The following is a 19,221-nucleotide window of genomic DNA, read 5'->3' as shown; positions in this document are numbered from 1 at the left end:
AGCTATCAAGTAACAATCATCGATCGGTACAAGCAATTTTACTAAAGCGAGTCGGTCATCGAGAATCCCTACAAACACGCAGTAAATCTTCCACCCTGGGGTTGCTATGAAAAACGAAACAATTAAGTGCCCGTTCTGCTTTCAGGAGAGTCCGTTTGGTGTCCGTGTCTGCACCGGTTGTCATTCAACCATCAAATATGGAGCCGTTTCAGCCTGGTTAGCTTTACTAATAGGAATTGTGCTGTTAGTAATTGCTTTCTTCATATTCGCTATTAGTCAAAATTTTATATTAACCGTCGTAATCTATTTTGCATTAGCAATTTCTTTAAGATTCTATTTACGCAAGAAATTTGCACACAGAGCCATTTTCACACATAAAAGCTAACTCTGGTCAAATATAATAAGGATCATTAAATGAATAAAATTATTGTTACATCCTTTTTTATTGCAATATGCTTAATTACCGGTTGCTCAACATCAGGGAACCAAAAGATTAAAAATGAAACTGCTCAAAGTCTACAATCAAAAATAATTAAAAACAAAACAACTAAGGCAGAGCTACTTGCTCAACTTGGTGAGCCTGACACTAGAACGACTCTTGACGATGGCAACGAGCAATGGAGATATTTCATGTATAACAATCAGTTCAATGCCTCGACTTTTATCCCTGTTGTCGGTTTGCTAACTGGCGGTTCCCAGACTCAGTCTAGAACTCTCGAAATCTACTTCAATGGAGAAACCGTAGGCAAATGGACATTCTCTACTGATAATAACAATACAAAATCTGGCATTCTCCAGTAAAATACTTAATCAGGAACAAGTCTAATGAAAATATCTTCGGTCCTTGCTGTTATTATTTCTGCATTTGTTCTCACTGCATGTAGCAGTGAGCCTTCCCAAGATGATATTTTTAAAGCTATGCGAAAATGGACTGGAAGCTATCTGACTTCAGTAAAAAAAGTAGATTGCACAAAAGAATCTGATAAAAGCTATAAGTGCAATATAATTATGGATATGAGCGGAACAAAGCAAGCTGGAACAGTTAAATTAATAAAATCAGATGATGGCTGGCAAGTAGGAAGTTATTAATAAAGTAAATTAGTAAAATGAAGCTCCCTTTCGGGAGCTTTTATAATCTAACATTTCTTGCTCTAACAACCTCATGGGTTAACTCTTTCTCGATAACCTTCACTTCATACTGTGTTCTTACAACAGCATAAACTTCTTCTGCTTTTTCCTGATTGTTATCTATATAATTAACAAGCGAGTTTAGCTCTCTAAGAACCCCTTCTTTGTTATTTAATCGTTGTAGTAGATTGCTTGTCAGACTTTTGTATACCGAACTAAACATAGCCATTATGTTATCAATATTACGATTGGATTTGGAATAAATCCTTTTAGGGTAGAAATATTTTAAATGGTATCCCACAAAAATTAAGTAAAGCTGGTATGAGAAACTTTTATCTCCGGGCTGGTATCTTTTTGAAATATACTTATCGACGATAATGATAAGTTGCTCTTCCAGAGTAAACTCTGGATAAATAATGTTCTTGTCCATAAAATGCATCCTTGCATTAGTTAAATAGTCTTCCTGACCATATATTTATATTTATCGCATTTATTTAACTTGTCAATAGGTGTAACCTATCAAATATTATTTTTTATTAAATGGCCTATTCAACTGTTCCATAGTAAGACCGTGTCTATAAGCATTATACTGCCAATAGCTAAATTGCTCTTTGTATCTATTGTTCTGTTTTTTCAACATCTCGTTTTCGGCTTTAAGGTTTATTATTTGTTGTGCCGCAATAGTTAAGTTAGCTGGTTTCTTTAGACCAGATTTTTTCAAATTGGACAAACTTTTCTTTATTCTATATGCTTCAACAACTTCATCATGAGCACTTAAAGATTGCCTTGTGATAGTTCTGTTTAGATTCTTATACACTGATTCACATAAATCACTCCATGTGATTTTACCGTCCCAAGTCAGTATAATGTGTTTAATTGCCTTTATTTCACTCCTGTTCAAATGTTTTGCCATAAGTATCTCCTGTTTTAATTATTTAAAAGCTTATTAATTCTTTCCAAATTTTTTTCATGGTGTTGCAACCATTTGTCTGCACCATAATCACCATTTTCATAAGCGATCTGAGTTATTCTCTTTAATTGCATTACTTTCTCTCGGACAGATTGCAGTCTAATTCTATCTACTGAGTTAATGTCCGGTGTTTCATTATCACATTCAATAAGATGATTAATTTTTGCACAAGGCTTGATTAAATAGTTATGTACACAGTAACCAAATTCAGTTAAGTGTATTGCACCTTGATTAAGGTTATCAAAATCAATGGTCAATTCATTTGTGGGTATTGACTCCCTTTGACAGTAATTACTCCTATTCATTTTAATAGCTTTGATTTTATCTAACATATCTTCTTCTGACACATGGTTATAAACTCTGTTCTGATTCGCATTGATACGACCAGACCATTTAGCTATATCCAGTTCAGACAATTCACCATAATGGGCTATTGTGTTTAAAAGGTGCCGTGGCTGGTGTGAGCGAATAAGTAGTGGTTTACCTTCATTATCATAATACCCATATCGGGAAAATATATTTTTATAATTCTTCTCATAGCTTTTTTTACTTTGTATGTCACTGAAAAAGAAACTTTTAGTAGGTTTGTGAAATGTGAAAATTGAAGTCATTCTTGATAAAGAAAATTGATCAGTATTGAGCAAGCATAAAGCATTACTAAATTTTATGGATTTTTCTTTATCATACCATGGAAAGTCTCTGCTAAAACTAGAGCTAATCATTTCCCATAACTCACTCAATGAATAATTATAATCATTGGGGTTTAAGAAACTTTTCCCACCATCCAAACTCGTTCTTTTAATTTTTAAAACACATGATTTATGATCAAATAAATTATACCCCAGTGCATGGCAAACTTGTACAACGGTCAATTTAGCTTTTTCATCAACTGTTGGGCAAAGCTCATGTCGGTAAAATTTATCCGGGTACTTTTCGCACCAGTAAGCAAGTGCTCTTGCATTTTGTGATAAGGAAAGTAATCTTCTAATTGCTTTCTTTGCAACTGGTATCATAACCCGTGGAATCCATTTGATATTAGGGCCATACCCTTTTACCGAATAAAATCTCAACCCATATCTTTCGATACCCTTGCCATCTATTTGTGTAATCTCACAATCAGCAGGTAAGGCTAAAATCTCAGAGATTCTGCTCGGACAACAAAGTAGAAGTGCAAATACTGAACTTGTGAACTTATCCCTTGGACTCAGTAACTCATCATTTTGAGAAAAAATATCAGCAATAGCGAGCAATGCCTCTTCATCTGGTAACTTATCGCTTCGGTGATAATCCTCAATCTCAGGAAGATAATTGTTTTTGACTTTCTGTTTTACATGGTTTTTCCATGAGATATATCCTGACTTCACAAGATTATGTTCATATAGAAACTTTGATATTTTTTCAAGCTGTATTCCACATTTAGCCAAAACGTTACCTTCAAAATATTTACTCCCGATCTGCATTGCCTCATCGAAAACAACGGCTGTAACATTATAAATGAGACCAGTGTTCTGAACCTGCAAAAGGGCCTGTTCGAGGCATCGCAAAGCCATCATAATAACCCCATAGTTTTTTAATGGTTTCAATGAGTGTTGATATCTGATATATGCTTTCGCAAAATTGATATAATCTTCGTGCATTGCATCAATGGAATCAAAGACTTTATTTCCAACCCCTATTTTTCTAAATGTGACATATCCTTTCCATGCATACTGCTCCCAATCCTGAGTTTGGGTTAGTCCGGGCAGTTGATAGCGACAAAATTTTATGAACTCATTATAATTTTCTTCTACAAGAATGTGTTTTTTTGATTTGAACAAAATAATATTATTCATAGTTGATTCACCTCACTGCACTCAATCGGAATAAAAAACATACATTGATTACAAGGAAATCCTGAATTCTGACTCTGGCATCTACTTGAAGAAAAAAATTTGAAATGACTACTCTTTTTAGATTTGATTCCGTTCATAAAAATATCAGCGACAAATGACAATTGTTCTGAAACAGCGGAATCAATCCTTTCAACACTGTCAGCATGATTTTTAATATAAATACCCGCACTTGAAGTAGAGGAATGATCCAATAACTCAGCTATAGTATTAACATTATGCCCATCCTTAGCCAGCATAGTTGCTATTGTATAACGAAGCCTGCGAGGAGTAATATTTAGTATCGAACCGGTACGGTTGGATATTATATTCCCATTATTAACAATACCTTTCAATGCTACATTAGCAATTATAGGCTTCGCATATAATTTATTATATTCCAGAAGAATTGAACCTGTTATGGATAAATCTGAGAGTTTTTCCTCATTTAAGAAAATAGGAACTTCTCGTTTAGAATAATCATCAAGAGTTTTTCCAAGAGCTTGCTCAACAAGTTTCACTGATTGATTAGCTTGCAATTGAACAATTGATGCAACCTCTGATATTATTGCAAGTTCTCGATATCGTAGTTCTTTACCCCGTTGTTTAACTCGTGGCACTGAAATTACATATTCTACTTTGCCATTATCTAAGTTCTTTTGAAGAAGGTCTTTATATTTCAACATAACTAACTGCTGAGGTCTTCTACCTGTAAGGCTGATCAATAGTGATATTGCATAATGTGGCAGTGACAGTTCACCTTTTCTATATGCATGATTCATAGCCTTAATCAAAGAAGTATGTTCTTCTTTAGTTAGTGGTCCCTCTGTTGGATCATCTTGAAGCACAGACTGACCATATTTTTTTATCTTTAGGTCCAAATGCTTTAACAGCTCTACCGCACTTTCATCTATTCCTGGATATCCTAATTCAAACCATTTAATCAAAAATGGTCGTAAAACGCGAAATGATGCCGGGGCTTTTGATAATTTCTTATTTTGATATTCAATTAGAACCTTATCATCAATATGAGTAGGAGATAGTTTACGGATAAGACCCTCCATATTTCTAACAATATTTTTCACATACAAATAGCTGTTGCTATTAAAATAATATTGTACTGTATATACAAATCCACAAACCAAATTTTCGTTCATAGCATATATTAAGTTTGTAAGATTGATTCCGTTATTTTCAATCGAACTGACGATTTTATGTTCATGCAAAGATATTTTATCAGATTTATTTTTAATTAAATTATTCATCAAATTCTCCTTTGAATAGTTGCTCTTGTTGTTCAAGTGCAGTTTTTTTCGATAGCTCAAAAATATGCCTGCGATTATAAATCATTGAAGTTTCTGAACCCGGTCGCCATCCCATGAGATAAGAACGGATTTGTTGCTCTTTTTCATCGGATACGTCCTGATTCTTGTCTATTGCTTTCGAAAACTCATAATTCCACGTATGTCTGAGTTTGTGACCTGTCAATCCCCCTAGAAGTGAGGAGGATTGACGAACAACACTCACCACTTTGTGATATGAAGAAAATGAAATAGGTTGCCCTTGAGTTTTTCCTGCTTTATAAGTAATAAATAGGAAATCATGTTTGTTAGAATTTTTTATCTTTCTTCGATCATTCAGAATATAATCTGAAATTTCAAACATGAGCTTTGTATCAGCAATTAATGTCCTCTCACAAGTTTTAACTAATGGCTGATACACTCGCGGATCTGTTTTATCATTTGCTCTTCTTCTTATTGCAATTGTCGATTCTGCAAAATCTATATCACCAATTCGCAGATTCAAAAGTTCACCTACTCTCAGGCCGAAGCAGTGTAATAGCAGGAATATTAGATTGTTTCTTTTTTGCACTTTTTCTGAAAAAGGATTTAATTTACTACCCGGTGCAAGAATGCTAAACAAAGAATCCAATTGTTCTTTATCTAAGCTTTTTTCTATATCCATATTATATTTGTCATTGTTTCTCGGTTTCTTTCGTTTTATGTTGTTAATGAAATCTAAAATATATTTGAGAGTATCCTTCTGTCCTGTATGAGAAAGATGTATTTTGCACAACCATTCCAGATAGTTAGCTATGGTTGTAATCCGAAAGTACTTAGTTGGTTTTTTGACATTTGAACTCCTAAAATTATCATCCTCGCCATCTCGGAAATTGAATGAAGTGAATTCAATCAAATCTTCAATTTCATGAGGAGCCAGAAATATCTTTTTCTGAATTCTTTCATCAATATTGATCTCTTTCCTCATAAAAAATCGATATAACAATGAAATGCTCCCAGCGATAACCTTCATTGTTGATATAGACTCTGACCGATTCCTGACTTGTGTTGTTATATACAAGTTTGGATAATACAATGGCTCACCAGTATCTTTATTTACAACATGACAATATCTCTCACCATTTTCGAACATAAAAGAATCCACACAAATACTGCACATATTTTCCTCCTAAACTTTACAAAAAGTATAATTCCAATATATTAATAATAAGCATTTCGTAGATTTACAAATTTATTTGGTTCGATTAAGATATTTATTTAAATTAAAACAGTGAGATAGACGATTATTCTTGTCAAATTATCATCTGGTAGATCTAGTTAATATTATGTACACCTAATACTTCGAAAAGTATCTCACTGCCTTGCTAATAAACGGCAACCAAAATAATGTAAGTTATTTTGTAAGGTTTTAAGCCAAAATATGGGGCCAAACTTTACATTTTTACAAAAGAGTTTTCAGCCCAATCTGGTATTGAATTATTCGCTTTGAAAGATTTCTCATTTCAACGGGACATTTAATTAGCGAGAACCATGTCTCGTAAACATAAAACTGCTCGAAAATATCAAGCTCAGAGATCGAGTCTAAGGGCTCTCTCAAGTTTCCTACAAGGTACTGACTGAGCCAGTAAATGATTTCTTTATTAAATTCGTTATTGGGTAAATCATAAATTGCTCCGGGTTCGAAGATCTTGTAAAAAAGATCATCGCCTAAATTGCACATATGGTTATCTTCACTCACAAATTCTTCGATATTCATAACATGTCTCCCCAAATTAACTAAGCAACATTATTTCGACTTGTTTCGATAACTGATTGAATCCACTCGTCAACTTCACTCTCGACAAAAGCAACGGCACGAACACCGATCTTCACTGGTGCCGGAAACCGACCTTCACTGATCAGACGATAGATCCAGGCTTTTCCGTAGCCAGTTCGTTCGAGAACTTCCGGTAAGCGTATGAGGCGAGTTGCTTGATTGTTCATTTCGTTATCCCTTGCCGTTGTGATGGGGCAACTGTACGAAAAGTTACGAAGAGAAAGTAGTGAAACTCCTTATACAGGAGTTCTCTACTGTTACTCTGTATAGGGTTCTCGAAGCTCGTGCTGCCCAGAACAGGGGAATTTGAGGGCACCTGAACTTCCCCTTTTTTGCCAAATGTGTGTCTGTAACAGCAGTTGAAGAGTAAACAGATAGGTGAAAGAGTGGATAACTCGTTGAAGATTCAACTTGGGAAGACAATTGGTTGTGAAGTGGTCAGTGCTAGAGGTTGCTGATATATTGATATCAACAACTTGGGATATCTTCCTTAACAGAATCATCGAGTATGGTTTTAACCTGTTAAAGCCCTAAGATAGCCCGGCTACCGCAGCCCTCTAAGTCTTATAAAGCATTCTCAGTCATTCAGATCTACAATATCTCAGAAAAAGTACAGACTATTGAGAATGTACCTTTAGGTCTGCTGCTCACCGTTACCTTAGATGAGGGATCATTTTTGGTTAAATGACACTCAGAATGCTACCTTTAAGTACCATTTATCGTACATCTATCTCCGAGGTCCTTAAGATAAAAGTACTACTTATGGTCGCTTAAATGTCAAACAAAGTTTAATGGGAAACTATGGAAATCGATATTGAACAAATAATAAATCGTATTGAGGAGCTTAAAAATGCGAACGAAGCTCAGACTGTTGAAAATTTGTTACCTGACATATTACTCCCGCTTTTTAAAAGTGAAGGATATGAGTCGATTCATAGAAATGTCCGGCTAAAACCTTTGCCAAGTAACTCTATTAATGAATGGGACATGATTATAAGCAAAGGTGCAAATTCAGACTTTCATAAAGACTCGATTGGTGTTGAAGTAAAAGTATATAGAAACAGAAAAGTCGATACAGGTATTGTTAATCAAATAATCAATAAAGCCAAACTTTCCGATCTGAAAAGAAGTTTTATTTTCAGCCCAAATGGGTTTTCTGATAGTGCATTAAATTTAGCTTCTAACCATCCTCAAGAGCTTGAACTTTATGACTTTACATCTTTGAGAGACTGGGTTTATACGTTAAAAGATCAAGACCGAAATATCGAACATGAAATTAATTTTATTATTAAAACTGCATCTAAAGCATTTATTGAGGCCATTGCTAAAAACCCCAAAGCTCTTGACAGCTTAGAATGGCGTGACTTAGAGAGGCTTTTGGCGGAAACTTTTGAAGGGATAGGTTTTTCGGTAACCTTAACACCTTCAAGTAAAGATGGAGGTAAAGATATAATTATTCAGCATGAAATGGAAGGGAAGATTAAAAGCTATATTGTTGAAGTTAAACATTGGAGATGTGGTAATAAAGTAGGCTCAAATTTAGTTGATTCTTTTTTCAATATAGTTGTTAAAGAAAAACATGAAGCAGGTATTTTTATTGCAACTAATGGCTACACAAATACTGCCTTTGAATCTTTAACTAAAATTGAGAGGAAAAAAATAAAGTTTGGAGATGAATCAAAAATAGTTTCTCTCTGTAAAACTTACCTCCGTGTGCAAAATGGTCTTTGGTCACCAGAGATGAACATATCTGATATGTTATTCGAGAGTACTATTTAGCTTAATTTACAATCTACCCTTCAAAGAAGGGTAGATTTTCAAAATTGATTTTAAATCTCAATCAGACAATTTAACCACATCTGAAACTTTCATATTCTTCAAATGACTATTCTTATTAATGAAGAAATGGAATTGCCTGATAAAATCAATCGTGCTGGCTTTAAGAGCCAATGGCCTGTCAGTATCTTTTATCTGACTGGACTGCCTCATTTCGCTTTCTTCGTCATCGTCTGTATATAGTAGTCTGGATAACCTGTCGTCAGAGACACGGATTTTTTTAACGGCTGCCCACACCAGGATATCCAGCATAGGTATTACACGATAACTGATGAGTTTCTTGATAGTTCCGTATCCAAAACGAACAGATTCCAATGGGTTTTCATCAATACCCTTAACTTTACGCCATTGCGGTAATGCCGCTTTAAGCGACTCTGCAATCTCTTCGTCTGTGCCACTTGCCAAATCAATCTCGAACATGACTGTTCGTGTAAACTGATCGGGCATAATGTCTGAAAGTGATTCCTCTCGAAGCTCTGCGTTTATAGAATAATTGTCACCTTCATGCCAAACAAAACCTCCGCGTTGCATAGCAATAATGCTCGTTTCAGCAAGGCGATCAAGAGTTGTTAGAAAAAAATGGGGAGGTTGAAAAAGTTTGTTGGCAGGAGTCATGTATCCAAGTTGCCCTTCTGGAATCAAAAAAGGGTTGCCGGTGAAAATCTTTGAGAAGTAACTCATAAGAGTTCTGCTCTCAAACTCTTCCCGATACTCCTTAAAGAACAGACTCCGCCGGGCCCATAACTCGTGATAGAAGTGTATCAATGAGAGATCTTCAAACTTGCGATAGTTATCTATGTTAAGCCAAGCTTTGATTTCTTTTGTATGCTCTGGTGACCAGTTGTTCAAAATCCATTCTCCACCTATGCTGGTACTGCCCTACGGGTACAATTCAGTTATGCTGAAAAACTACCGTATACACTAATCGGTGGAAAGCAGAACCTGCTTACGCAGTTCAACTCCCAGTTGGTAGCTGAACTGAAGATTTATTATCTTTTGATACAATTTGCCAGTCAGCTAATCGTGAGAACTCATACCATTAAGATTTATGGTTCCTTTTTAGAACCACCAATAAAATAGAAATAGATAATTAATATAAAAATCAATAAGTTGAATAACTAATCACAGGGACGCCAGCCCATCGGTGATTACCAGAGTCATCCGATGAAGTCCTAAGAGCCCGCACGGCGCAAGCACTGCGGGCTTTTTTGTGCCCTCAATTTGTCCCGCGAAGTCCGAAGAGAACTAATTAAATCCGAACCTTTTAGGCACCTTGGTAGGCACCTCATAAAGCTATATTGTTTTTGAGGTGCCTAAGACTATGAAAACCCGGCAATGACAAGACAAACCAAACCTCTACCCGTTAAGGAAATCGAATCAGCCAAACCCAAAGAAGCGGACTACGTTCTCTATGATGGCGATGTGTCAGCACAACCTCAACTACTGGCGCTTTGGCGATTATCCCGGCATCAGCTGCGGTGCGTATGGTAAAGTCACGTTCCCCGATGGCCGCATTCTGCGCACCACCAAAACGCGCTATCCGCGTGGCTATATGCAGGGGGCGTTATCTGGAAAGCCAGCGCGATGTGGAACAGGTCGATAAACCGTTTGAAATTCCGTCTGCCGGAAGCGGCTCCGTGGGCTGAATTTACGCAATATACGGGGTTGTCGGAGACGGTGATTCGTCGGCCGCTTGATGAGGCCATTGCTCAGGGGGATCTGACCGAGAGTGAGACGCACTGGCAGATCACCCAGCACGGAAAACTGTTTTTAAACTCGCTGCCTGAACTGTTTCTCACCGAATAAGATCGTAAATGCATTTGCCGGATAAAGCCATCCAGCAAACTGCCTGATGGCGCTGCGCTTATCAGGCCTGAAAATCAGAGTGATAAGCGCAGCCGCCTTCAGCGATTAAAACTGATTAAACATCGTCTGGATCTGTTTCGGATCTTTAGTCTGCGTCAGCGCCAGTTGCAGCAGTACGCGTGCCTTCTGTGGGTTCAGGGAACCAGCGGCAACGAAACCGTACTTCGCATCATCGATTTCAGCATCCTGCGTGGTTGAACCAGTCGGTACGCGGGAAGAACGCACCACAACAGTCCCTTTATGCGCTGCGGTTGCCAGCGTATCGAAGACCGTTTTGTACAGGTTGCCGTTACCCACACCCGCGCTCACAATCCCATCATAACCCGCATCCACCAGCGCTTTTGCCGGCAGATCTGAAGCATTCGCGTAGTTATAGACGATACCGACCTTCGGCAGTTCATTCAGCTTAGAAACGTCGAACGGCGTGGAGGTGGTGTGCTTACGCGCAGGCGTACGCTGGTAGTCGATATTGCCGTTATGAATGTAGCCCAGCGGTCCGTAGTTTACGGATTTGAAGGTCGCCACATCGGTGGTGTTGGTTTTGGTCACGTCGCGCCCGTCAAGCACGGTGTCATTCATCACCACCAGCACGCCACGGCTGGCAGAGGCTTTATCCGCCGCGGTCACCACCGCGTTATAGAGGTTGAACGGACCGTCTGCGCTCATCCCGGTAGACGGACGCATTGCGCCAACCAGCACCACTGGCTTGTTGCACTTCACGGTTAGATCGAGGAAGTAAGCGGTCTCTTCCATGGTGTCGGTACCGTGGGTAATCACGAAGCCGTCAGTGCTGTCACACTCGTTATTGATCTTTTTCGCCAGGGTTAACCAGACGTCGTCGTTCATATCCTGCGAACCGATATTGACGACCTGCTCACCCTTCACGTTAGCGATATCCTTAAGTTGAGGAACGGCTTTGACCAGATTTTCTACGCCAACTTTGCCCGCCGTATAGTTAGATTTGGTTGCGGAGTCACCGCCACCGGCAATCGTCCCACCGGTCGCTAAAATGGTAACGTTCGGTAAGGCGAGCGCTGCACCGCTGAAACCCATTACCAGTGCTGCCAGTGCCGTTTTCCTGAAAAACTCCATGTTATTTCTCCAGTTACGTGAATTTATCGCATTATCCCAAACCAATAGCTGAATAATGTGATTTCATCCTGTTAACCAGACAAATGTATTTTTTAGATTGTTAAATTTAGAGATGGATGTCGTTTCCACCCGGAACACTAGCAAAATCACCGTTGCTACGTTTCTGAAAAACCTGCCACAACCACTCTGAAAGGGGCTTCCATCTTCCCAGCAGCACTTTCAGCAATACCCGTTTATTCCTCAACCCATCAATCAATACAACGTTCATCAAACCAGGCCAGGCTTCCTGTCGGGAGCGTGGCCTGTCTGCTTTTTATGTCGTTAACCCCACAGGAGTTTTTATTATGCGATTAGCCAACCGCTTTGGCCGTATTAACCAGATTCGCCGCGACCGCCCCTTAACCCGTGAAGAGCTCATGCAGCATGTCCCCAGCGTCTTCGGAGAGGACAAACATGCTTTCAGGAGTGAAAAGTACACGTTTATTCCCACCATCACCCTGCTGGAGAACCTGCAGCGCGAAGGGTTCCAGCCGGTGACGGCATCCCAGATACTGACCCTTCGCCGCATGAAGACCGTCAGGACGATCTGTGGTCAGTTTTTAATCGTTGCCAGGAAAACCTGCTGAAAGGTGGTCTGCAAGGACGTACTGCCAAAGCCATGCCGGATAAAGGAGTGCTGCAAAGGGCTCCCGGGTGAATAAAGGGAGTAACGCAATTGAATTATCTTGGACTTTAAACGGAATTGAATCGAAATTCCGTTATTCATTTTATTGTGGGGAGCGGCAAAAATGCCGCTCCGATTTATAGGTAAAATTCAGAGTGATGCTAAGGATTCGCATACTCTAAAATTTCTTCCCCCATAAGAGTACAGTCATTGAGGAAGATGAATCTCATCCGATATTTACCTTTGTAGATATAACCCCATGTTTGTAGTACATCATAATATTGAGATTTATTTTCCGGATTTTTCATCTTCGCCAATGCAGTTACGTCCTTATCAACCTCTGCCCTGTCATCATTGTCTCGATAAAAGGCCAGTAGTTTATTTGCTTCATTTATTGCTTGAGTTTTACACGTTAACTCAGAATCTTTCGCAGCAGTCACAGCCGGAAAAGTTATAGCAAACAATAATAATGTTATAATGTCAGTTGATATTTTCATATTATTCCAGGCTCTCTCTTTGCGCTAAGCAACGCCCCGATCCTTCCTTCGAGACCGTTGTAAGCACTGTAACAAGAAGGGTTACGTTATTTACACCATTCCTGTCGACTGCCGCATTAACATGCTTGGATCCCAATAATAACACGCTGTTTTAACGGCAACATGCAGGTTCCTCGCAACGATAGCGGGATCGGTTACATAATATTTCTCAAACTCGCTTGCGAAATCCGTATTATTTTATCTTTCTGCCAGATTTAATAACCCACGGCCTATAAATTTTGGACCATCATCCACCTCTGTAGTACGTAAATTACGTCCAATCCGCGTTCCTGCATCATATTCTCTCCCCCCTCTTCTGGCAACTCAGCGATGGGATGGACATTGTAATGCTGTGAATTTAGCCGGCTTGCAATATGCCAGTAATGCCTGGCTAAGTTGCCCGTGCTCTCCAGACCAATCTTCTTTATATAAAACAATAAGTTATGATAAGTCACAACCATTTTCTTATATAATATTCATTGCCTGTCTCTGGTGTCGGATACTCCGCATAGCAAATTAGCACTCCGCTTCATAACGCATAATAATGTTCAGTGCTTGGGAATGTCATCTCATTCAATATATCCACCAAGAATAGCTTGGCAAATTAGATTTTTCTAAGTACAATTGTAATAATATGTATAAGAATTGTGTGTCGTTAATTCCGCATAAGGTTAGGATATGCTTTTTAGTTCATACCAGTACATTTTACTTTTTTTACCAATAACATTTGCAATATATTTTTGGCTTAACCATTTAAAACAGAAAATGTTCTCAAAGATATGGTTAATTTTCGCAAACTTATTTTTCTATAGTTTTTGGGATCTTCGTTTCCTACCACTTATACTTCTTTCAACGATTGTTAATTTCCTGATTGGATCGTTGCTAAGAAATAGTAAAATTGAATCTGTCAAAATAAAATCAATCTATAGTTTAAAAAAAATAACATTCATTTCCGGGATTGTATTTAACCTATCACTACTTGGATATTTTAAATATGCAGATTTCTTTTTATCCAACTTAAATGCGTTAGGTGCTCATTTCGAACTGATGCATATGGCATTGCCACTTGCTATCAGTTTCTTCACCTTCCAGCAGATAGCTTATATTGTTGACAGTTATAAAGAGAGAACTGAAAATTATAGTTTTTTAAATTACTTATTATTTGTAACTTTTTTCCCACAACTTTTTTCCGGACCAATAACATATCACAAAGAAATAATTCCTCAGTTTTCATCAAAATGGAATAAACTAATAAACTATAGAAATATTTCACTTGGTATTTTTATTTTCTCCATTGGTCTTTTTAAAAAGGTAATTATTTCCGATGTGTTTGCTGTATGGGCCAATCAGGGCTTTGATAACTCATTACATTTAAGCATGTTGGACGCATGGTTCACCAGTTTTAGTTATACTTTCCAGTTATACTTTGATTTTAGTGGTTACACGGATATGGCGATTGGTGCAGCTTTGTTATTCAACATTAAGTTGCCGATAAATTTCAACTCTCCTTACAAGGCTTTAAATATTCAAGATTTCTGGCGTCGCTGGCATATAACCTTGAGTCGTTTTCTTCGGAACTATATTTATATTCCACTTGGAGGAAATAGAAAAGGTGAAGCGGTAACATATGCAAATCTTCTGATAACATTCTTACTCGGAGGATTATGGCATGGCGCAAACTGGATGTTCATAATTTGGGGACTGTTACATGGATTGGCTCTAATCATTCATCGAATTTGGGGAAAGTTAAGAGTTTCTATTCCAGACCCAATCGCCTGGCTAATAACCTTCAACTTCATTAATGTCACCTGGGTTTTCTTTAGGGCCAGAGATCTTGATTCTGCGATGAAAGTTTTAGGCGGAATGATAGGACTACAAGGCGCATACGATAATATATCGACAGAAATAGAAACGTGGAAACTTTCCTGGTCCGGATTCTTCCTGGAGAGATTTCTACCTGAGATACCCATTGGCGTTTCAGAGAACATTCTTATTTTCATCTTTGTGGTTGCGGCTTTTTTTATTATCACTCAAAAAAACACCACTGAATTAACTATCAGCACGTCAGTAAAGACACGAACTGCTGCATCGATTCTTTTATTCACTATTGCCATGCTATCAGCTCTCTCTGGAGCAAATAGTGTTTCACTGTATTCAAAATTTTGAGCAACGATATGAAAAAATACGTCTTTACATTTTTAATCATTTCAGCGCTGATGCTAACGCTACTGCCAGTGTACAATCTCATTCATTGGGACAAAAGCTTAACTGAGTATTTCAAAACAAAACAGTATTATAAGCTGGATTCAATCACTGCGCCTGTCAGCAAAATACTGTCTAGTTATGGCATTAGCCTCTTCCCTGATCAGGTAATTGTTGGGCATGATGGCTGGTTATTTTTAGGCGATCAAGAGGCCAATACGGTATCAAACAGACGACAAGGGGCAACTAAAAATGACACAGAAAATGCAAAAAAAATAGCCAACTCAATGCAGGAATGGAATGATTTCTTTCGCGAGAACGGAGTGAAAAAATTTAAAATATTAATTGGCCCTGATAAAGAAAGTATTTATGGTGAATACTTACCGCAATGGGCGCACTCAGCAGAATACAGACAAGTTAGCGCAGTTTTAGATGCTGATAAAGAAGGTATCTTTATTGATCCTACAAAATTTTTAACTGAGCAAAAATCAAACTACAAAGAACCTCTTTACTATAAAACAGATACCCATTGGAATACTATAGCAGGTTGGTTAGCATTTAGCTATTTTATGGAAAACGTATTTAGCGATGGTGCTTATCACTCAACAAGCATTGGAAAATACACGGGTTGGAAAAACAAAGCTGGGGGTGACCTGTCCCGTTTCCTTCGCACGGAAAATTTAACCACCGATCATTTTCAATATGTTGATGTCCTATCAAAAGAGAATATTGACATAGAAAAATATGACTTTGAAACAAATTCATTAATTAGCAAAAGCGCCAACGAACCTATTGATGCACCAAACAGACCCATCCGAATCTTCTCAAGCAACGCTCGACAGAATGCAAGAGTGCTTTGGCTTAGGGATTCATTTGGCACAGCAATGTCGCCGTTCATGGCTGCCTCTTTTACTAACATAGTTCAACTTCATTACTTTGGTTCAAATCCGATCTGGTTGTATAATGCGATAAAAACCTACAAACCAGATTATGTTTTTGTCACAAGTGTTGAACGAAGCATTATTAATGATTTCTTCCTGTCTCCGCCACCTATTCATGCGCTGAAAGCTACAACTGGAGATAGTGGAATTAATGGAGATTATGACCGCGTTCATGATATTCAAAATAAAGATGGCGATTACAAAATCATCGGAGGTGATCCTTTCGTCATATTCAATTTCGACCCCAAACTCATCACACAAAAAAACAGTCTGTACTTAAATGTCAGCTGCAAAAAAAGTGAGAATGATCTGATGGTTCAAATTTTCTGGAGTTCAGACGAAGGGAGCTTCAGTGAAGAAAACAGTGTTAGCATGATTCTCCCTCAGAATGGTGCGGTCTTTAACATGTCTAAAATCGCCAACTGGACTAAAGCTGAGAATATTAAAAAAGTAAGATTTGATATACAGCCTGAGTCTATCGAAAACTGCCGAAATTTTAATATAAAAGAAATAAAACTCACTCACGAATAGCGTTAACTCTCCAACATAGCTCTGCTAAAAAAGGAACCGTTGGTTCCTTTTTTATGCGATTAATGGATGCCTCAGATACAGAAAACGTCGATTGCCCTACAAAGAGAATCGCGTGTTCAACACAGTAGTATCAATAAGCTGCATCTATTTATGCCTGGTCGCCGCCGCTAACGCGCGATGCAACTGCCCGACAGACAGATCGCGGACCACCGGTTCGGGTATACCGCGCAACCAATTAACAAACCGGAAGATACCAAACAGGTCCAGACCTTCACCGTGGAAAAGGTATTCATTCTCCCCTAGGGAAAACGTTTTGCTGTACCCCTCTTCATCCGTATAAAGCTGCACGTCAAAGGCCTGCGCAATCTCCTCCAGAAGATCCACACCCTCATCGCCTGTTACCCCAAGATCGGCTTCAAGCCAGCTATGCTCATGAATGGGAATACGTCGATGACCGGTAAATTCGCGGATAAAGTCAATCACCTGACTCAGGGTAGGTTCCATCTGTTCTGCTCCGTTGTTGTGACCCTGGTTAATACTTTATCAGCGTAGCGCAACGCGCAATTTTTTTTCCGGGACCGAAACTTTCCGTTCTCCACCAGCGAACTGTATATGAGCGTCACTCTTCTTCACCCAAATGGAGCGCAACATGACCCCGATAAAAAAACTCGTTCTGAGCCTGACCGCCGCCGCCCTTTTTAGCATCGGCAACGCGCAAGCAGCCCTGCCGGCAGGCACAAAAGCGCCGGACTTCAAACTACAAGGCGCACTGGCAGGCAAACCGCTGACCTTCTCATTGCAGCAGGCACTGCAAAAAGGCCCGGTGGTGCTCTACTTCTTCCCGGCGGCATTCAGCAAAGGGTGCACCATTGAAGCCCACGCGTTTGCCGAAGCGACAGATGATTTTAAAAAGCTGGGTGCCACAGTAATTGGTGTCACCGCCGGGAATACCGATCAGGTGGATGAGTTCTCGAAGCTGGAGTGCCGCGACAAGTTTACCGTCACCGCTGACCCAGGCGCGAAAGTCGCCGCGCAGTACGACACGCTGATGCAAATGAACGGCAAAACCCTTTCAGACCGTACCTCTTTCGTCATCGCGCCAGACGGTAAGATCCTGCTGAGCTACACTGACAGAAACCCGGAAACGCATATTCAGAAAACGATGGAAGCAGTGAAACAATACGCCAACGCGCATTCCTGATGCGCTGTGAACAACCTGACTCCAGAGAATCGCTATGCTGACCGCCATGCTCGCCGCCTTCGCTGGCGGCATTATCCTCAACTTTATGCCCTGCGTATTCCCGATAATCTCCCTCAAAGCGCTAGGCCTTCTGCGCCATACGCAGGACCCCGCGCACGTGCGCAAAGAGGGCTTCGGCTTTTTGTTGGGCACGGTCGTAACCATGTTGATCCTCGCCGGGATCTTACTGGCCCTGCGCGCCGGGGGAACCGCCGTCGGTTGGGGCTTCCAGCTCCAGTCGCCGCTGGTGATTGCCTTCCTTGCGCTGGTGATCCTTGGCGCCGCGTTAAACCTGCTTGGGGTGTTTGAAGTGGGGCTTTCCCTGCAACGTGCCGGGGAGATAAACCTGCAACGCGGTGCGTTTACCCGCGCAGCGCTGACCGGCGCATTGTCGATCATCGTCGCGACGCCCTGCGCTGCGCCGTTTATGGCGGGCGCGATTGGCTATGCGCTGGTGCAACCGCCCGCAGTGGCGCTGGCGATCTTCTTCACGCTGGCGTTGGGGTTTGCCGCCCCCTTCAGCCTGATCTCCCTGTTCCCGGCGCTCGGCAAATGGCTGCCGCGCCCCGGAGCATGGATGAGCATCCTGAAACGCGGGCTGGCGTTCCCGATGTTTGGCGCATTTGGCTGGCTGGTGTGGGTACTGGCGCAACAGGCAGGTAACACGGCGCTGGCGGCAATCCTTGCGGCGGCAGTGGTGGTGAGCTTTGCCGCCTGGCTGTACGGTATGGCGCAACAGCAGCGCTTTGCCGGGCGCAGGCATAAAGCGCTGTTCACTGCGACGGCAGCCCTGCTGCTCGCCGCGCTGGTTCCGCTCCCGTCGGTGATAACCAACAGCGCGGCACTGCCTTCAGCGCAGGCAACGCAGCAGGTGGAAGAAGTAAAATGGTCGCCGCAAACCGTGGCGGACAATCGCGGCCACGGCAAGGCTATTTTCGTCAATTTTACCGCGTCGTGGTGCATCACCTGCCAGGTGAATGAGAAGACATCGCTCTCCACTCAGGCGGTAAAAGAGGCGCTGGCAAAGACCGGCACGCTGTATATGATTGCCGACTCGACAACATTCAACGCCGATATCGATGATGCGCTGAACGAGCTGGGCCAGGGTAGCCTGCCGCTGTATGTGATCTACCCGGCGGATGGCAGTGCGCCGAAGATCTTGCCGCAGGTATTAACCCCCTCAATTGTGGTTAACGCGCTGACCGGGGCCAGCGGGAAAAAAACATAAAG

18 protein-coding genes and 3 pseudogenes are annotated in these 19,221 nt (G+C 40.4%); 10 read left to right on the top strand and 11 right to left on the bottom strand.

Annotation, left to right across the window (positions count from 1 at the left end; translation table 11 throughout):
- Positions 1 to 414: 414 nt before the first annotated feature.
- Positions 415 to 801 carry an SEN1984 family lipoprotein gene (locus ACQ3G7_RS16745; RefSeq protein WP_032291779.1) on the top strand — a complete coding sequence of 129 codons (387 nt, stop codon included), beginning with the start codon at positions 415 to 417 and terminating at the stop codon, positions 799 to 801.
- Positions 802 to 825: 24 nt separating this feature from the next.
- On the top strand, positions 826 to 1,089 hold the full coding sequence (locus ACQ3G7_RS16740; RefSeq protein WP_032291778.1) for a hypothetical protein: 264 nt from the start codon (positions 826 to 828) through the stop codon (positions 1,087 to 1,089).
- A 40-nt stretch (positions 1,090 to 1,129) separates the two neighbouring features.
- On the opposite strand, the gene ACQ3G7_RS16735 is transcribed toward ACQ3G7_RS16740, so the two are convergent.
- The 7 genes from ACQ3G7_RS16735 to ACQ3G7_RS16705 form a co-directional block, all read right to left on the bottom strand.
- Positions 1,130 to 1,558 (bottom strand): hypothetical protein, encoded by a 429-nt coding sequence (locus ACQ3G7_RS16735; protein ID WP_032291777.1) that lies wholly within the window; start codon positions 1,556 to 1,558, stop codon positions 1,130 to 1,132.
- A 96-nt stretch (positions 1,559 to 1,654) separates the two neighbouring features.
- Positions 1,655 to 2,041, bottom strand: a complete 387-nt coding sequence (locus tag ACQ3G7_RS16730) for a hypothetical protein (RefSeq protein WP_001062149.1) — start codon at positions 2,039 to 2,041, stop codon at positions 1,655 to 1,657.
- 14 nt (positions 2,042 to 2,055) lie between these two features.
- Positions 2,056 to 3,930, bottom strand: coding sequence for a DNA-binding protein (locus ACQ3G7_RS16725; RefSeq protein WP_430890645.1), 1,875 nt, complete (start codon positions 3,928 to 3,930; stop codon positions 2,056 to 2,058).
- Positions 3,927 to 5,231, bottom strand: coding sequence for a tyrosine-type recombinase/integrase (locus tag ACQ3G7_RS16720; RefSeq protein ID WP_430890644.1), 1,305 nt, complete (start codon positions 5,229 to 5,231; stop codon positions 3,927 to 3,929). Before ACQ3G7_RS16720 ends, ACQ3G7_RS16725 begins: the two co-directional genes overlap by 4 nt.
- A complete protein-coding gene (locus tag ACQ3G7_RS16715; RefSeq protein WP_430890643.1) occupies positions 5,224 to 6,426 on the bottom strand; it encodes a tyrosine-type recombinase/integrase in 1,203 nt (400 codons plus the stop codon). The genes ACQ3G7_RS16720 and ACQ3G7_RS16715 overlap by 8 nt, the downstream gene beginning before the upstream one ends.
- 282 nt (positions 6,427 to 6,708) lie before the next feature.
- Positions 6,709 to 7,023, bottom strand: coding sequence for a hypothetical protein (locus ACQ3G7_RS16710; protein WP_001019186.1), 315 nt, complete (start codon positions 7,021 to 7,023; stop codon positions 6,709 to 6,711).
- A 20-nt stretch (positions 7,024 to 7,043) separates the two neighbouring features.
- On the bottom strand, positions 7,044 to 7,250 hold the full coding sequence (locus ACQ3G7_RS16705) for a helix-turn-helix transcriptional regulator (RefSeq protein ID WP_028016756.1): 207 nt from the start codon (positions 7,248 to 7,250) through the stop codon (positions 7,044 to 7,046).
- A 634-nt stretch (positions 7,251 to 7,884) separates the two neighbouring features.
- Between ACQ3G7_RS16705 and ACQ3G7_RS16700 the strand changes: the two genes are divergently transcribed.
- On the top strand, positions 7,885 to 8,862 hold the full coding sequence (locus ACQ3G7_RS16700) for a restriction endonuclease (RefSeq protein ID WP_430890642.1): 978 nt from the start codon (positions 7,885 to 7,887) through the stop codon (positions 8,860 to 8,862).
- A 57-nt stretch (positions 8,863 to 8,919) separates the two neighbouring features.
- Here ACQ3G7_RS16700 and ACQ3G7_RS16695 read toward each other — a convergent pair whose 3' ends face one another.
- Entirely contained in the window at positions 8,920 to 9,768 is an 849-nt protein-coding gene (locus ACQ3G7_RS16695; protein WP_430890641.1) for a DUF6387 family protein, read from the bottom strand.
- 486 nt (positions 9,769 to 10,254) lie between these two features.
- Between ACQ3G7_RS16695 and ACQ3G7_RS16690 the strand changes: the two are divergent.
- Positions 10,255 to 10,341 (top strand): annotated as a pseudogene (locus tag ACQ3G7_RS16690) (integrase arm-type DNA-binding domain-containing protein); the annotation flags it as partial.
- 1 nt (position 10,342) lies between these two features.
- A pseudogene (locus tag ACQ3G7_RS16685) lies at positions 10,343 to 10,725 on the top strand (radical SAM family heme chaperone HemW); the annotation flags it as partial.
- A 105-nt stretch (positions 10,726 to 10,830) separates the two neighbouring features.
- Here the strand turns inward: ACQ3G7_RS16685 and ansB are convergent.
- Positions 10,831 to 11,877, bottom strand: coding sequence for an L-asparaginase 2 (ansB, locus tag ACQ3G7_RS16680; RefSeq protein WP_430890640.1), 1,047 nt, complete (start codon positions 11,875 to 11,877; stop codon positions 10,831 to 10,833).
- 344 nt (positions 11,878 to 12,221) lie between these two features.
- Here ansB and ACQ3G7_RS16675 point away from each other — a divergent pair.
- Positions 12,222 to 12,425: pseudogene (locus ACQ3G7_RS16675) on the top strand (DUF932 domain-containing protein); the annotation flags it as partial.
- A gap of 277 nt (positions 12,426 to 12,702) precedes the next feature.
- Here ACQ3G7_RS16675 and ACQ3G7_RS16670 read toward each other — a convergent pair.
- The gene (locus ACQ3G7_RS16670) at positions 12,703 to 13,038 is read right to left on the bottom strand and encodes a hypothetical protein (protein ID WP_263099645.1); all 336 of its coding nucleotides are present in this window, start codon (positions 13,036 to 13,038) and stop codon (positions 12,703 to 12,705) included.
- A 717-nt stretch (positions 13,039 to 13,755) separates the two neighbouring features.
- On the opposite strand from ACQ3G7_RS16670, the gene ACQ3G7_RS16665 reads away from it, so the two are divergent.
- Together ACQ3G7_RS16665 and ACQ3G7_RS16660 are read left to right on the top strand one after the other, a co-directional pair.
- Positions 13,756 to 15,243: an MBOAT family O-acyltransferase gene (locus ACQ3G7_RS16665; RefSeq protein WP_430890639.1), complete on the top strand. Its 1,488-nt coding sequence runs from the start codon at positions 13,756 to 13,758 to the stop codon at positions 15,241 to 15,243.
- Between the two features lie 8 nt (positions 15,244 to 15,251).
- A complete protein-coding gene (locus ACQ3G7_RS16660) occupies positions 15,252 to 16,751 on the top strand; it encodes an alginate O-acetyltransferase AlgX-related protein (RefSeq protein ID WP_430890638.1) in 1,500 nt (499 codons plus the stop codon).
- A 144-nt stretch (positions 16,752 to 16,895) separates the two neighbouring features.
- Here ACQ3G7_RS16660 and ACQ3G7_RS16655 read toward each other — a convergent pair whose 3' ends face one another.
- Positions 16,896 to 17,255 carry a DUF1493 family protein gene (locus ACQ3G7_RS16655; RefSeq protein WP_263099642.1) on the bottom strand — a complete coding sequence of 120 codons (360 nt, stop codon included), beginning with the start codon at positions 17,253 to 17,255 and terminating at the stop codon, positions 16,896 to 16,898.
- A 145-nt stretch (positions 17,256 to 17,400) separates the two neighbouring features.
- Between ACQ3G7_RS16655 and ACQ3G7_RS16650 the strand changes: the two genes are divergently transcribed.
- Both ACQ3G7_RS16650 and ACQ3G7_RS16645 read left to right on the top strand, forming a co-directional pair.
- Entirely contained in the window at positions 17,401 to 17,952 is a 552-nt protein-coding gene (locus ACQ3G7_RS16650) for a peroxiredoxin (protein ID WP_430890637.1), read from the top strand.
- A gap of 34 nt (positions 17,953 to 17,986) precedes the next feature.
- Positions 17,987 to 19,219, top strand: coding sequence for a protein-disulfide reductase DsbD family protein (locus tag ACQ3G7_RS16645; RefSeq protein WP_430890636.1), 1,233 nt, complete (start codon positions 17,987 to 17,989; stop codon positions 19,217 to 19,219).
- The last annotated feature ends 2 nt before the right edge of the window (positions 19,220 to 19,221 follow it).

This window comes from Kosakonia sp. N21, assembly GCF_050587465.1.
Lineage (GTDB): Bacteria > Pseudomonadota > Gammaproteobacteria > Enterobacterales > Enterobacteriaceae.
Note: the sequence above shows the minus strand (reverse complement) of the source record. Positions and strands in the feature narration are given on the sequence as shown.

What these genes read in the sequence shown, in the direction of transcription:
- ACQ3G7_RS16745 (WP_032291779.1), top strand. Translation starts at nt 415, where the DNA reads ATGAATAAAATTATTGTTACATCCTTTTTTATTGCAATATGCTTAATT.
- ACQ3G7_RS16740 (WP_032291778.1), top strand. Translation starts at nt 826, where the DNA reads ATGAAAATATCTTCGGTCCTTGCTGTTATTATTTCTGCATTTGTTCTC.
- ACQ3G7_RS16735 (WP_032291777.1), bottom strand. Translation starts at nt 1,558, where the DNA reads ATGGACAAGAACATTATTTATCCAGAGTTTACTCTGGAAGAGCAACTT.
- ACQ3G7_RS16730 (WP_001062149.1), bottom strand. Translation starts at nt 2,041, where the DNA reads ATGGCAAAACATTTGAACAGGAGTGAAATAAAGGCAATTAAACACATT.
- ACQ3G7_RS16725 (WP_430890645.1), bottom strand. Translation starts at nt 3,930, where the DNA reads ATGAATAATATTATTTTGTTCAAATCAAAAAAACACATTCTTGTAGAA.
- ACQ3G7_RS16720 (WP_430890644.1), bottom strand. Translation starts at nt 5,231, where the DNA reads ATGAATAATTTAATTAAAAATAAATCTGATAAAATATCTTTGCATGAA.
- ACQ3G7_RS16715 (WP_430890643.1), bottom strand. Translation starts at nt 6,426, where the DNA reads ATGTGCAGTATTTGTGTGGATTCTTTTATGTTCGAAAATGGTGAGAGA.
- ACQ3G7_RS16710 (WP_001019186.1), bottom strand. Translation starts at nt 7,023, where the DNA reads ATGAATATCGAAGAATTTGTGAGTGAAGATAACCATATGTGCAATTTA.
- ACQ3G7_RS16705 (WP_028016756.1), bottom strand. Translation starts at nt 7,250, where the DNA reads ATGAACAATCAAGCAACTCGCCTCATACGCTTACCGGAAGTTCTCGAA.
- ACQ3G7_RS16700 (WP_430890642.1), top strand. Translation starts at nt 7,885, where the DNA reads ATGGAAATCGATATTGAACAAATAATAAATCGTATTGAGGAGCTTAAA.
- ansB (WP_430890640.1), bottom strand. Translation starts at nt 11,877, where the DNA reads ATGGAGTTTTTCAGGAAAACGGCACTGGCAGCACTGGTAATGGGTTTC.
- ACQ3G7_RS16670 (WP_263099645.1), bottom strand. Translation starts at nt 13,038, where the DNA reads ATGAAAATATCAACTGACATTATAACATTATTATTGTTTGCTATAACT.
- ACQ3G7_RS16665 (WP_430890639.1), top strand. Translation starts at nt 13,756, where the DNA reads ATGCTTTTTAGTTCATACCAGTACATTTTACTTTTTTTACCAATAACA.
- ACQ3G7_RS16660 (WP_430890638.1), top strand. Translation starts at nt 15,252, where the DNA reads ATGAAAAAATACGTCTTTACATTTTTAATCATTTCAGCGCTGATGCTA.
- ACQ3G7_RS16655 (WP_263099642.1), bottom strand. Translation starts at nt 17,255, where the DNA reads ATGGAACCTACCCTGAGTCAGGTGATTGACTTTATCCGCGAATTTACC.
- ACQ3G7_RS16650 (WP_430890637.1), top strand. Translation starts at nt 17,401, where the DNA reads ATGACCCCGATAAAAAAACTCGTTCTGAGCCTGACCGCCGCCGCCCTT.
- ACQ3G7_RS16645 (WP_430890636.1), top strand. Translation starts at nt 17,987, where the DNA reads ATGCTGACCGCCATGCTCGCCGCCTTCGCTGGCGGCATTATCCTCAAC.